Annotated in this window: 1 protein-coding gene; it reads right to left on the minus strand. The window is 42.2% G+C overall.

All coding sequences use genetic code 11. From position 1 onward, the window contains the following. Nucleotides 1-80: 80 nt before the first annotated feature. Entirely contained in the window at nucleotides 81-16,109 is a 16,029-nt protein-coding gene (locus AC8GF4_RS01280) for an Ig-like domain-containing protein (protein ID WP_506592009.1), read from the minus strand. Nucleotides 16,110-16,512: the final 403 nt, after the last annotated feature.

Consider the following 16,512-nt stretch of genomic DNA (forward strand, 5'->3'; position numbering starts at 1 on the left):
TAATAATGATAAGCATCATCAGGATTTACAATTTTCTGGAATCAGTTAAATAAAGTATACGTTTAAATTTTTTGAATACTTTATCTGGATATAAACAAGTAACCGACTTTTTGTTTTACAATTCCACTAATTGGGTTTTTATATTTTATAACATAAAAATAGGTTCCTGCAGGAAGTTCGTTATTTTTATTAATGATTCCCTTTCCTTCGGCAATACCATTAAAGACATTAGTTGTATTATTATAGGCATTTGTTTTAAAGACCAATTGGCCCCAACGGTTAAAAATTTCAACGGTATTATCTGGATAGTTTTCAATTTTCTCTATTGTTAGTCCGTCATTTATACCGTCATTATTTGGGGAAACTGCATTTTTAACAACAATATCACAATCAGAAGAACTATTATCTAATTCACAAGGGTCTTTAATTGTAATGGCTATTGTTGCTGATGAACAAATACTCGAATTCAAAGCATAACAGATAGAGTAGGTTAATACATAACTTCCAATTGCTGATCCTTGAGGAATAATGATTTTTCCTTGATTATCAATTGTAATACCTGGTAAACCATTGGAATCTGTGATTGAAACGGTTACATCTGAAATATTAATTGGCCCATTATTTTCTTTATCATTAGTCAAAACATCCAAAACTACACCTTTGGAGGAATCAATAGGTGTTGTGCTATAATCATCATTTACAGCGACAAGATCAAGAGATAGAATAGCAATTGATTTTGTCACCGTTGTAGAACAGCCTTGACTATTTGTAACAGTATAACTGATAACGACATTTCCAAGGGCAAGACCCGTAACTAAACCAGAGGCCGAAATTGTAGCAATTGAAATGGCACTACTTTGCCAAGTTCCTCTTGGTGTTGTATTGCTTAATTGCGAGCTACTTCCCAAATCAATAGCGCTATCACCAATGATTGGATTTACAATAGGAGTAGTGGCCGTTATTACAACAGGATCACTGAACTCACTCGTACAGTTATTTTTGGAAGTCGAAACAGTATAGGAGCCACTAGTTGTAGCAGTATAAACACTGGCTATTGCACCAGATATAAGCACCCCATCTTTGTACCACTGATTTACTTTAGGAGCACTGCTTCTTAATACTACTGAACCCGTAGTACAAAAGGCGGATAATCCTGTAGTGGTAATAATGGGTTGTATTGGCTGCGCTGCTACCGTTATGGTCTTGGTCACACTAGTCACACAACCACTCGTATTGCTAGCGCTATAACTAATAATTACATTACCTGCACTCACTCCTGTTACCACACCCAAGGCATCAATAGTAGCGATGCCTGTATTGCTGCTGCTCCAAATTCCTGCTGTGGTAGTACTTGCAAGGGTGATACTCGAATTAGCACAAATCGTGTCTCCTCCTGTAATAGGTGCCACGATTCGGTTAGGATTTACCGTTACTAATACAGGGGCACTCAAACCGCTCACACAACCCGATGGATTGCTACTCTCAACGGTATAGGTTCCAGTGGTAGTAACAATATAATCACTTCCGGTTACTCCTGGAATTGCTGCTCCGTTATTGAACCATTTATTGCCTGTTAAGGAGGAGGTATGCAAACGCACACTAGCCCCTTCACAAATAATCGTGTTGCCTGTGGCATTCAAGGTTGGCACACTTAGGCTGGCATTGGCCGTTACTGTTACTTGGTTACTCTCCAAACTGGTACATCCATTTTGAGTCACTACTACCGTATAAATACCTGAATTGGTAGCGGTATAACTATTGGCGGTAGCTCCTGCTATAGCCACACCCTCTTTATACCATTGGTTACCTGTATTGGCACTACTTCTTAACACTACCGAGTCCGGTGCACAGAAACTAGTAGCCCCTGATGTGGTAATGCTTGGCTTGTTAGGTAAAGCCGTTACCGTGATGTCTTTACTCACACTGCTCACACAGCCAAATTTAGTGATAACGGTAAAAGTAATGGTGGCCGTTCCTGCACTCACTCCAGTGACCAATCCTGAGCCATCCACACTAGCAATACCTGTATTGCTAGTACTCCAAACGCCTTTGAGAATCGTATTGCTTAGTTGAATACTAGATCCCGCACACACCACTCCTGCCCCTGTTATTGGGTCTACCGCAGGTACAGCACTCACTTTGACTTCCACCGCTGTACTTTCTTGACTTGTACAGCCATTTAGCGTATTAATTACCGTATAGAATCCTGAATCAGTGGCAGTAAACACCTTGGCTGTAGCCCCCACTATTGGCGTACCGTCTTTATACCACTGGTTGCCTGTTGTGGCACTGCTGGTTAAAACTACTGTATCCGGCGCACAGAAACTTGTGGCCCCTGAAACAGTAATGGTAGGCTGTATCGGTTGGGCTATAACTGTAATGGTTTTGCTTACACTAGTTGTACAACCACTTGTATTGCTTGCGCTATAGGTAATAGTGACCGTACCGGCACTCACTCCTGTGACTACACCCGAACCATCAATAGTAGCGACACCTATATTGCTGCTGCTCCAAACTCCTCCTGAGGTGGTGCTAGAGAGTACTGTGCTTGAATTAGCACAAACCGTGTTTGCTCCTGTAATAAGTGCCACAATTCGGTTAGGGTTTACCGTTACCAGTATCGGTGTGCTTGTTCCACTCACGCAACCTGAGGTGTTGCTACTCTCTACGGTATAAGAACCTGTGGTGGTCGCGATATAATCACTTCCAGTTACTCCTGGAATTGCTACTCCGTTATTGAACCATATATTCCCTGACGGTGATGATGTGTGTAAACGAACACTAGCCCCTTCACAAATAATCGTGTTGCCTGTGGCATTTAATATTGGCACACTTAGGCTGGCATTGGCCGTCACCGTTACTTGGTTACTCTCCAAACTGGCACATCCATTTTGAGTCACTACTACCGTATAAATTCCTGAATTGGTAGCGGTATAACTATTGGCTGTAGCTCCTGTTATCGCCACACCCTCTTTATACCATTGGTTGCCTGTATTGGCACTGCTTCTCAGTACCACCGAGCTTGGGGCACAGAAACTAGTACTGCCCGAAGTCGTAATGCTTGGTTTGTTGGGTAAAGCCGTTACTATGATGTCTTTACTCACACTAGTCACGCATCCAAATTTAGTGGTAACAGTAAAAGTAATGGTAGCCGTTCCTGCACTTACTCCCGTTACTATACCTGAAGCATCTACATTGGCGATACCGGTATTGCTAGTACTCCAAACGCCTTTAAGGATGGTATTGCTTAACTGTATTGTATTTCCTGCACACACCACTGTTGCTCCTACTATAGGATCTACCACTGGTGGCATACTAACGGTAACTACCACTGGAATGCTCTCTAGACTAGAACAGCCGTTTATCGTACTAATGACTGTATAAGATCCTGAATCCGATGCAGTATAGACTCTAGCGGTAGCACCCGTTATCGCAGCGCCGTCTTTGTACCACTGGTTGCCTGTTGTAGCACTACTAGTTAAAGTAACTGTTGCTGGAGAACAGAAACTTGTGACTCCTGAAGCGGTAATGGTAGGCTGTATCGGTTGGGCTATAACTGTAATGGTTTTGCTTACACTAGTTGTACAACCACTTGTATTGCTTGCGCTATAGGTAATGGTTACTGTACCCGCACTCACCCCTGTCACTACTCCAGAACCATCAATACTTGCGATGCCGGTATTGCTGCTACTCCAAACTCCTGCTGTGGTAGTACTTGCAAGAGTGATGCTAGAACCCTCACAAACCCTGTCTGCTCCTATAATAGGTGCTACAATTCGGTTCGGATCAACCGTTACCAGTATCGGAGCGCTTAAGCCACTCACACAACCCGTCGTATTGATGGTCTCTACGGTATAAGTACCTGTGGTGGTCGCGATATAATCACTTCCGGTTTCTCCTGGAATCTCTACACCGTCTTTAAACCATTTATTGCCTGTAAGTGAAGAGGTGTGTAAACGCACACTACCTCCTTCACAAATAATCGTGTTACCTGTAGCATTGAGCGTTGGAGCACTTGGGGTGGCATTGGCCGTTACTGTTACTTGGTCACTCTCTAGGCTAACACATCCATTTTGAGTAACTACTAGTGTGTAAATACCCGAATCAGTAGCGGTATAATTATTGGCTGTAGCTCCTTGAATGGCTACACCCTCTTTAAACCATTGGTTGCCAGTATTGGCACTGCTTCTCAGTACCACCGAGCCTGGGGCACAGAAGCTTGTACTACTAGCTGCCGTAACCGAAGGCTTACGAGGTAAAGTACTAACTGTAATCTCTTTGCTAACACTGCTTGAACAACCCGATAATCGGGCGGTAAAGGTATACGTAATTGTTACCCTACCTGCACTGATTCCTGTTAAAAGCCCTGAACCATCAATAGTGGCAATACCTGTATTACTACTACTCCACACTCCTCTAGGAAACGTATTGCTCAGCAAGGTCGTTGTACTTGTACATACTACATCCGCTCCAGTTATGGGGTCTAACACTGGTACCACATTCGCCTGAACCACAACAGCGGCACTCTCAATACTCGAACAACCACTTTGGGTGCTAATTACCGTATAAGATCCTGAGTCAGTAGCAGTATAAACACTCGCTGTTGCCCCTACTATAGGTAAACCATCTTTATACCACTGATTTCCTGTGGTTGCACTACTACTCAATACTACCGAACCCGGTATACAAAATGTAGTAGGACCTGAAGTTCCTATAACAGGTGTTACTGGCTCTGGGGTTACTGTAATGGTTTTGCTTACACTAGTCACGCAACCACTTGTATTGCTTGCACTATAAGTAATGGTGACCGTACCGCCAATTATTCCTGTAACCTCACCCGATCCATCAACAGTGGCAATACCGGTGTTGCTACTACTCCAAACCCCACCTGCAGTAGCATTGCTTAAGGTGATGCTCGCATTGGCACAAACCCTGTCCGCTCCTGTGATAGACGCTACAATTTTATTTGGGTTTACCGTTACCAGTATCGGAGCGCTTGTGCCACTCACGCAACCTGTCGCATTGATTGTCTCTACGGTATAAGTACCCGTAGTGGTCGCGATATAATCACTTCCAGTTTCCCCTGGAATTTCTACTCCATTTTTAAACCATTTATTACCTGTCGGAGAGGAAGTATGCAAACGTATACTTTTTCCTTCACAAATAATCGTGTTGCCTGTAGCATTGAGCGTTGGGACACTTGGGGTAGCGTTGGCCGTTACTGTTACTTGGTCACTCTCTATACTAACACAGCTATTTTGCGTCACAATTACGGTGTAAATACCCGAAACGGTGGCGGTATAGGTGGTGGCGGTGGCTCCTGTTATGGCGGCGCCGTCTTTGTACCACTGATTGCCTGAACTAGCACTACTTCTTAAGACCACTGAGCCTGGGGCACAGAAGCTTGTAGCCCCTGATGTGGAAATGCTTGGCTTACTAGGTAAAGTAGTAACCGTAATCTCTTTGCTAACAGTACTTGAACAACCCGATAATCGGCTGGTTATGGTATACGTAATTGTTACCCTACCTGCACTGATTCCTGTTAAAAGTCCTGAACCATCAATAGTAGCGATACCTGTATTACTACTACTCCATACTCCTCTAGGAAACGTATTGCTTAGCAAAGTCGTAGTACTTGTACATACTAGATCCGCTCCAGTTATTGGGTCTAAGAAAGGTACCACATTTGCCTGAACCACAACTGCGGCACTCTCAATACTCGAACAACCACTTTGGGTGCTAATTACCGTATAAGATCCTGAGTCAGTAGCAGTATAAACATTCGCTGTCGCCCCTGCTATAGGTCCACCATTTTTATACCACTGATTTCCTGTGGTTGCACTACTACTCAATACTACCGAACCCGGTATACAAAATGAAGTAGGACCTGAAGTTGCTATAACAGGTGTTACTGGCTCTGGTGTTACCGTGATGGTTTTGCTTACACTAGTCACGCAACCACTTGAATTGGTCACGCTATAACTAATGCTTACCGTACCGCCAATTATTCCCGTAACCTCTCCCGATCCATCAATAGTGGCAATACCGGTGTTGCTACTACTCCAAACCCCACCTGCAGTAGCATTGCTTAAGGTGATGCTCGCATTGGCACAAACCCTGTCTGCTCCAGTAATAGGTGCCACAATTCGGTTCGGATCAACCGTTACTAGTATCGGAGCGCTTGTGCCACTCACGCAACCTGTCGTATTGATTGTCTCTACAGTATATGATCCACTAGTGGTTACAATATAATCACTGCCAGTTTCCCCTGGAATTTCTATTCCATTTTTAAACCATTTATTGCCTGTTAAAGAGGACGTGTGTAAACGAAGACTTGCCCCTTCACAAATAACCGTATTACCTGTCGCATTCAATGTAGGGATACTTGGGGTAGCATTGGCTGATACCGTTACTTGGTCACTCTCTAGGCTAACACAGCTGTTTTGCGTCACAATTACGCTATAACTACCCGAATCGGTGGCGGTATAACTGTTTGTTGTTGCTCCTGCTATGGCAGTACCGTCTTTATACCATTGGTTGCCTGAACTGGCACTACTTCTTAAGACCACTGAGCCTGGGGTACAGAAGCTTGTAGCTCCTGATGTGGAAATGCTTGGCTTACTAGGCAAAGTACCAACTGTAATCTCTTTGCTAACACTGCTTGAACAACCCGATAATCGGGCGGTAAAGGTATACGTAATCGTTACCCTACCTGCACTGATTCCTGTTAAAAGCCCTGAACCATCAATAGTGGCAATACCTGTATTACTACTACTCCATACTCCCCTAGGAATCGTATTGCTTAGCAAAGACGTTGTGCTTGTACATACAACATCCGCTCCAGTTATGGGGTCTAACACTGGTACTACATTTGCCTGAACCACAACAGCGCCACTCACAATACTTGAACAACCGTTTTGGGTCCTAATTACCCTATAGGATCCTGAGTCAGTAGCAGTATAAACATTCGCTGTCGCCCCTGCTATAGGTAAACCATCTTTATACCACTGATTTCCTGTGGTGGCACTACTACTCAATACTACCGAACCCGGTATACAAAATGTAGTAGGACCTGAAGTTCCTATAACAGGGGTTACTGGCTCTTGGGTTACCATAATGGTTTTGGTTACACTCGTCACACAACCACTTGAACTGGTCACGCTATAACTAATGCTTACCGTACCACCAATTATTCCTGTAACCTCTCCCGATCCATCAATAGTGGCAATACCAGTGTTGCTACTACTCCAAACCCCACCTGTAGTAGCATTGCTTAAGGTGATGCTCGCATTGGCACAAACCCTGTCTGCTCCTGTGATAGGCACTACTATTGGGTTAGGGTTTACCGTTACCACAATAGGCACACTCAAACCACTTACGCAACCCGTCGTATTGATACTCTCTACTGTATAAGTACCCGTAGTGGTCGCGATATAATCACTGCCGGTTTCCCCTAGAATTTCTATTCCATTTTTAAACCATATATTCCCTGACGGTGATGACGTGTGTAATCTCACACTTGCCCCTTCACAAATAACCGTGTTGCCTGTAGCATTGAGCGTTGGAACACTCGGGGTAGCGTTGGCTGTTACCGTTACTTGGTTACTCTCAACACTAACACAGCTGTTTTGCGTCACTATTACCGTGTAGATACCTGAATCGGTGGCGGTATAACTGTTTGTTGTTGCTCCTGCTATGGCGTTACCGTCTTTGTACCACTGATTGCCTGTTGTAGCACTACTTCTTAAGACCACTGACCCTGGGGCACAGAAGCTTGTAGCCCCTGATGTGGTAATACTTGGCTTACTAGGTAAAGTACTAACCGTAATCTCTTTACTAACAGTACTTGAACAACCCGATAATCGGGAGGTAAAGGTATACGTAATTGTTACCCTACCCGCACTGATTCCTGTTAAAAGCCCTGAACCATCAATAGTAGCAATACCTGTATTACTACTACTCCACACTCCTCTAGGAATCGTATTGCTCAGCAAAGTCGTAGTGCTTGTACATACTACATCCGCTCCAGTTATTGGGTCTAAGAAAGGTAAACCATTCGCCCGAACCACAACAGCGCCACTATCATTACTCGAACAACCATTTTGAGTACTAACAACCGTATAAGTTCCTGAATCTGTAGCAGTATAAACACTCGCTGTTGCCCCTACTATAGGTAAACCATCTTTATACCACTGATTTCCTGTGGTTGCACTACTACTCAATACTACCGAACCCGGTAAACAAAAGGAAGTAGGACCTGAAGTTGCTATAACAGGTGTTACTGGCTCTGGTGTTACTGTAATGGTTTTGCTTACACTAGTCACACAACCACTTGTATTGCTTGCACTATAGGTAATGGTGACCGTACCGCCAATTATTCCTGTAACCTCTCCCGATCCATCAACAGTGGCAATACCAGTGTTACTACTACTCCAAACCCCACCTACAGTAGCATTGCTTAAGGTGATGCTCGCATTGGCACAAACCCTGTCCGCTCCTGTAATAGGTGCCACAATTCGGTTGGGGTTTATCGTTACCACAATAGGCACACTCAAGCCGCTCACGCAACCCGATGTGTTACTACTCTCTACAGTATAAGTACCTGTAGTGGTCGCGATATAATCACTGCCGGTTACTCCAGGAATTACTAGTCCGTCTTTAAACCATATATTGTCAGTTAATGAAGAGGTGTGTAAACGAACACTGCCTCCTTCACAAATAATCGTATTGCCTGTAGCGTTCAATGTTGGAACACTCGGGGTAACATTGGCTGTTACCGTTACTTGGTCACTCTCAACACTAACACAACCGTTTTGCGTCACTAGTACCGTGTAAATACCCGAATCAGCGGCTGTATAACTGCTGGTTGTTGCTCCTGTTATGGCGCTGCCTTCTTTGTACCACTGATTGCCTGAACTGGCGCTACTAGTTAAAACCACCGATCCTGGGGCGCAGAAACTAGTACTGCCCGAAGTCGTGATACTAGGTTTAGATGGTGAGGCAATTACGGTAATATCTTTACTCACACTAGTAGCACAGCCAAACTTAGTGGTAACGGTAAAAGTAATGGTGGCTGTTCCAGCACTTACTCCCGTTACTCTACCTGAACCATCTACATTGGCGATGCTTGTACTGCTAGTACTCCAAACGCCGCCAGAAGTGGCATTGGTTAGTTGTAATGTATTTCCTGCACACACCACTGCTGCCCCTACTATAGGGTCTACTACTGGTGGCACACTAACGGTGACTACCATCGCAGCACTTTCTGCACTAGCGCAACCATCTATCGTACTAATTACAGTATAAGAACCTGATTCCGCTGTAGTATAGACGCTATCGGTAGCGCCCGTTATCGCGCTGCCGTCTTTGTACCACTGGTTGCCTGTTGTAGCACTACTGCTTAGAGTCACCGTTGCAGGGGAACAGAAACTTGTCGCTCCTGAAGCGGTAATGGTAGGCTGTATCGGTTGGGCTATGACCGTAATGGTTTTGCTTACACTAGTCACGCAACCACTGCTATTGGCCTCGCTGTAGGTAATGGTTACTGTACCAGCACTCACTCCTGTTACCACTCCCGAACCATCAATACTTGCGATACCGGTATTGCTGCTACTCCAAACACCTGCTGTGGTAGTACTTACAAGGGTGATACTCGAATTGGCACAAACCTTGTCTGCTCCTGTAATAGGGGCTACAATTCGGTTGGGGTTTACCGTTACCAGTATCGGTGTGCTCAATCCACTCACACAACCCGCCGTATTGATTGTCTCTACAGTATAAGAACCCGTAGTCGTCGCGTTATAATCACTGCCGGTTTCCCCTGGAATCTCTATTCCATTTTTGAACCATTTATTGCCTGTTAATGAAGAGGTGTGTAAACGCACACTGCCTCCTTCACAAATAACCGTATTGCCATTAGCATTCAACGTTGGGGCACTCGAAGCAATATTAGCCGTCACCTCTACTAAATCGCTCTCTTGACTAATACAACCATTTTGAGTTACAATTACAGTATAGGTATTAGTATCGGTTGCTGTATAACTTGTACCAGTAGCACCATCAATTGCAACACGATCTTTGTACCACTGATTGCCTGTTGCAGCGCTGCTAGTTAAAACCACCGATCCTGGTGCACAGAAACTAGTGGGGCCTGATGTGGTAATGCTTGGCTTGTTGGGTAATGCCGTTACCGTGATGGTTCCTGTTACATTAGCAAGTGGAGGACATTGTGCACTACTCAATTGAATGGTATAATTGAAAACCCCCGAAGCAGTAGGCGTACCACTAATGGTTAAGGCATTAGATGAAAAATTAGCACTCACTCCCGCTGGCAAGTCTGTGACCACTGCATTTGTGATTTTTGAAGTAGTGTAAACAATAGACATAAGCGCTGTATTGGTACATACCGTTTGCGCATCGGTTCCTACAGCAGAAGTAAGCTGGATTGTTGGAGGCGAAGTCAAAAAGGTAAAAACAGCATTATTTGGTAAATCAACACCTGTGAAATACAAAATGTTATTGGCATAAGACGCAGCATCTATGGTGGTTGCCGCAATAAACTCCCCGTCTTCATCGGAATCCACAAGCAGTTTAAAATCAGCTGCAGTGCTAGCAGACAAACAAAGTCCTGTAGTATCAAAACTTAAATTATAAGTTCCTGGGGTATTGGTTTTTTTTACTTTCCACTCACGAGCAAGACGTCTTTTGCCCAATAAATTGGTAGGCAAATCGGTAGTTTGCTCCGTCAATGCCGCATTATCGTGACCCATCATCAAGAAATCACCATCATTAAGCGATGTTGGATCACTCAATACGATATTTCCTTTACCGCTTTGCCCTTTTCCGTCCCCACTTCCTGTGTTGATGCTGTTAGACTGAGATTGATTTAATGAACTAGCATCATCTTTTCCAATACCAAATACATCGTGCCAATACTTGGTATCATTCCAAAGAACAGTACCTGATGAATTGACATAATTAACAAAAGATGGGTCTAAAGTGATTCCATATTTGATTGCCAAATAAGATTCTACTTTGGCTCTATCTACCCCGTTGAGTCCACTATTATAAGTAATAATTTCAGCTACCTCACCATTAAAGTTGAAAAAACTTGGATTTTTTGTTCCACCTATTAATGGCGTTAAGGGAATTGCCGTATATTCTACACCGCCAGTAGATGTTGCTTCTACCAAACTATTCTTTCCATTCGTCCAAGCATTCGCAAACGGAGCAGCTATTGGGGAAACATCAATAGTTTGGAGGTTAAACTTATCATAATTAATGGATGATGGAAAGGACAGATACGCATCTGCAATTGCATTCAATTCAAAGTAAACATAAGTATTATCGTTTGTTGGACCTAAAAAAAGACCCGTAGTCACATTATTATTACCATCAAAGCGTCCAAATAATGAAGTCGTTCTTGCAGGACTGCTTGTAGCGTTTTTATATACCGCAAACGCTTGTACTACATTGATGTCTGTATTCCCTTCTAATCTATTGGCTGGTAATACCCCTGTAGTGTAACCATTTGAAAAACTTGCGGTTGGATTAAAATTGATACCATTGGTTTGATATCCAATAGTACCCTGTTTTGTAAATGTATTGGTTCTTGTTTGATCCACCCATCCTGTTACATTAGCACCTGAATTAGTGACACCTTCGTTTGATTTTAACCAAAGGTTAGCACCAGAAACACCACCAGGATTGGCGGCAGCAAAAGTTGTAAACGTTTTATCTTCACCAAAAGCATCACCAACCGGAGTATTCGCTTTTACTCGATAATGATAGGTTGTTAGTGGTTGTAAATTAATTAAATTAGTTGTTACAGGAATTGAAGTACTCCCCGCACCACTTGAAGGAGTGGCAGCCTGAGTTTGTCCGTAAGCAGTTGTCGTTCCATATTCGAAAGAAATTGTTGCGTTATAACCGAATGGGTTTACATCCCCCGTAAGTGTTACTGTTTCTGATGCAATATTCTGAGCGATTCCAGTAGTTACAACAGGCAAAGGAAATGCTTGCACCCATATACCAATGCTTACAGAGGCGGCTACATTGCCTTGAGGATCACTAATTCTTCGCAGACCTTGACTTGGTATCCATACCATTCCATTGGAACTACCGCATGTATGTATAATATTGCCTTTCAAAGCACTACCAAATGGAGTCGGGCAATTTGCTTGAAGTGTAAGAAAAGAAGAGGATGCACCTACCCAAAAACTATTCCATCTTTCATCGTCGGTAAGGTTTAAATCTCCACGATGAAGGGTTTCTCCCGACTTTATTTTGGATAAAATAATTCTATTGTCATTTGTTACATCCATCACACCATCACTAGATTTAATTTTCGCACTGGCTAAGGTTCCCAAATTGGACAAAGCACTGCTACTTAGAATACCTCTGGTGGTTACATCCAAACTGGTCACATCTTGTAAATTTTGTGAAACAGGAGTACCAGCATCATTCAAGACTAAAACCCAACCATTTTCGACTTTGGTTTCAAACAAATTGCCATTTAAGTTAAAGTAATATAGGCCAGTAGCTATGCCACTATTTACTTGACCCAATTTGGTAAAAGGATTACATCCTGTGCCCAAAGGTTCGGCTGGATTGGAGGCAGTACTAACTGTATACGTATCCGCAGAAATAACGGTACCACCTGCTGCAGTAAGCTGTACAGTCCCCGTAGTACCATTCCCAATTTTTACAGTTACACTGGTCTCAGTAGTGCTAATAACAGTCGCCGCTGTACCTCCAACCGTTACAACTTGGACAGTAGCTAAATTGGTCCCGTTTATTACCAGAGTAGATCCGATGCAGCCATTTAAACTCGATAAACTCGTAATTGTTGGAGGGTCTACTTTTTTAATCCATAAACCAAAGCTAATCCCTGCTCCAACAAAACCAGCCGCATCGGTGATTTCACGAACGCCTCTATTAGGGATCCAGTTGAGTGTATTAGAAGGTCCACAAATATGAATCACACTTCCATTTAATACACTTCCATCTCCTGAAGGACAGGTTGCATTTGTGGTGAGAAATACAGCACCAACCCCCGTCCAAGAATCATTGATAGCATTATCATTCGATCCTTGATGCAAGGTTTGATTTGATTTCAATCTTGAAATAAGGGTAGCATTGTTAGTAACAACATCTACCACTCCGTTACTCGATTTAACTTTTATACCACTAAAATCACCTAAACTCGACAAGGCACTGCTGCTCAATATTCCTCTTGTAGTTACGTCTAAGGTGGTAACTACTTGTAATGCTTGATTAACCCTTGCGCCTGCATCATTCAACACCAATACCCAGCCATTCTCTACTTTGGTCTGAATTGTTGTTCCACCAAAGGAAAAATAATAGGAGCCATCGGGAGTTGAACTAGTAACTTGATTCACACTGGTAAAAGGATTACAAACTGATCCCAAAGTACCCCCTAAAGTTACCGTAAAGACCTCGGTTGAAGTAGCTGTACCTCCATCGGTTGTGACTGAAACGGTCCCAGTAGTGCCAATCCCCACTGTTACGGTAACACTGGTAGCTGTAGTACTAACAATTGTTGCAGGCGTACCGCCTATGGTAACGGTTTGTGTATTGTTCAAAAATGTTCCGTTAATCGTCAAAGAAGAACCACATAAACCGCTTGTAGCCGACAAGCTTATAATAGTTGGAGGAGTTATTTTTTGCACCCAGAGACCAAAACTGACACTGCTTGCGACATTACCTTGACCATCGTTGATTCTTCGAAAGCCAAGGTTGGGAATCCAATTGGTTCCCGTAGAGCTTCCGCAGGTATGGATAATATTCCCTTTCAGGGATGAACCTTGTGAAGTCGCGCAAAATGCATCGTCTTTTATATTATTAGAAGAAGCACCTACCCACGAATCATTAATAGCATTATCCGCTTGCCCTTGATGAATCGTTTGTCCTGCTTTTATACGGTTGATAATTGTAGTATTATTGCTTTTCACATCGATTATCCCATCACTTGAGCGAATATTTACATTATCAAAATCTCCCAAATTAGCTAAGGCACTGTTACTGACTATCCCTCTTATAGTAACATCTAAATTGGTTACTTCTTGTAAATCTTGCGATATAGGAGCCCCTACATCATTAATTATTAATACCCATCCCTTCTCTACTTTCGTTTGAAAGGTAGTCCCTCCTAAATTAAAATAGTAGGTACCATCAGGTGTTGAGCTGGTAACTTGATTGACATTGGTAAACGGATTACATACTGAACCCAAAGCATCTGCAGGGTTAATGGAAACGGTAAATGTTTCAGCCGAAGTTACTGTGCCTCCATCGGTAGTGATTGAAACGGTTCCAGTAGTGCCAATCCCAACCGTTACGGTAACATTGTTAGCTGAAGTACTAACAATTGTTGCAGGCGTACCACCGATGGTAACTGTTTGTGTATTGGTCAAAAACGTTCCGTTAATAGTCAAAGATGAGCCACAAAAACCACTAGTAGCTGACAAGCTTGTAATAGTAGGAGGAATTGCTCTTTTCACCCACAAACCAAAACTATTTGAGTCCGCTACATTGCCATCACCGTCGGCAACTCTACGTACACCTATACTGGGGATCCAATAGGTACCCACACCACCAGATCCGCAGGTGTGAATGATATTTGTTTTTAGTGATGTTCCTCTATCGGTAGTACAAGTGGCATCTATTGTTAAATTTGCAGCTGAAGCCCCTATCCACGAATCATTGATAGCATTATCTGCTTGCCCTTGATGAATCGTTTGTCCTGCTTTTACTCGAGAAATAATGGTTGCATTGGTACTTTCCACATCTAGTACAGCATTGCTCGATTTAATTTTTACACTGCCTACTAGTCCCAAATTGGATAATGCCGTACTACTGACAATACCTCTCAGGTTGGTATCCAAAGTCGTCACTTCTGGCAAATCTTGCGACACTGCTGCACCGCCATCATTGAGGACTAAAACCCACCCCTCTTCCACCTTGGTTTCAAATACATTTCCTCCTAAATTAAAATAATATAATCCATTTGGGGTAGCATCTGTAACTTGATTGACATTGGTAAACGGATTACATACTGAACCCAAAGCCCCTCCAGAAGCAACTGTATACACCTCTGTTGAAGTAGCCGTTCCGGAAGGAGTTGTTACCGAAACCGTTCCTGTAGTACCAGAACCGACTGTAACGGTAACACTAGTAGCTGTGGCACTTACAACAGTAGCCGCAGTGCCTCCTATAGTTACTGTTTGTACTCCAGCCAAGTTGGTCCCGTTGATAATTAAGCTAGAACCTTGGCAACCTGACAAACTGGATAAGGAGGTTATGGTAGGTAGTGGTGAAGGAAACAGCGTAGTAATTTGAGACTCTGATAAAGGAGCATCCCATATTTTAATAAATCGAACCGAACCACTTGGTGTATACTCAGTATTTGTAGAAGCATCATCTAGAAAAAAAGTAAAATCTCGGTTGTTAACCGAAATGTTTACAGGTACTGCATCATTGTTGGTGTCCGTTAAAGAACCTAAAAGTTGCAAGACTCCACTTGGACCAATAATGTAGGTTTTCAGTTCTTTAGTGGTTGCATTCCTAGTTAGGATTAACTTATAAAATGTATTGGGACTCAAAGTTCCAAAGCCATAAATATCTCCATTTACCTGATCTATTCCTCCAGACAAAAAATATACTCCCTTATTCTCAAAGAAATCCCCAAATGAAAGTATTTTCCTTTTCCCTGATACATCGGAAAATGAAAAATCTAGTGCTAAAGTATAATTTTCTGGATTTGGTAAATTAGCTGTAGCCAGAAAAAGACCACCACCAGGAGAACGTGTTGCTGTCCAATTCCATTGATTCGGATTTACTCCAAATGAGTTAATACAATCCACAGGTATGGTTAATACTTTTCCTGTAGGCTGGGAGTCATTCAGATTACCGTTGAACTCAAAATTATGCACTAGGTTTTGCGCTGGTAAAACTATTGTTTGACTCAACAATAACAAGAATAGTATTCGCTTTGCTATGCTGAAGAGAGAATAGTACACAGATTTTATATTATTCAAAACACACATAAAATGTAAATTAATGTTAGTATTTGAAGCAGTTAATTGGTCCATTTTTTGATTTTAATTTAGGGTTTATTCTATAGTTGTAATTCTATATTGTAGGTTTAGAAACAATATTTTAACTTAGTAAATAGGAATATCGTCTGCAATTATTTTTATACAAGTCTGTATGACATTAACTTAAAACACTATTTTCATTTATAACACAATTTATAACACAATTGACTTTTGAACATTTAGATTTAATTTCTAAATTTTAGCTGCACTTTACATTTAAAAGAAATTGACTATTATTTTTGTTAATCTATAGTAAAACAATACTCTTTAATCGTGTTTATTTTTTATCTAAATCTATATACTATATACTTTCAATAATTGTTCTCAAAAAGAATCAAACAATCATTATCAAAATTTATATAAATTATAAAATGGTTTCAAATTTACGCTCCTTAAA

The organism is Flavobacterium rarum (SeqCode) (genome assembly GCF_965234445.1).
GTDB lineage: Bacteria > Bacteroidota > Bacteroidia > Flavobacteriales > Flavobacteriaceae > Flavobacterium > Flavobacterium rarum.

Coding starts and splice junctions, on each gene's coding strand:
- AC8GF4_RS01280 (WP_506592009.1), bottom strand. CDS start 16,109: ATGGACCAATTAACTGCTTCAAATACTAACATTAATTTACATTTTATG.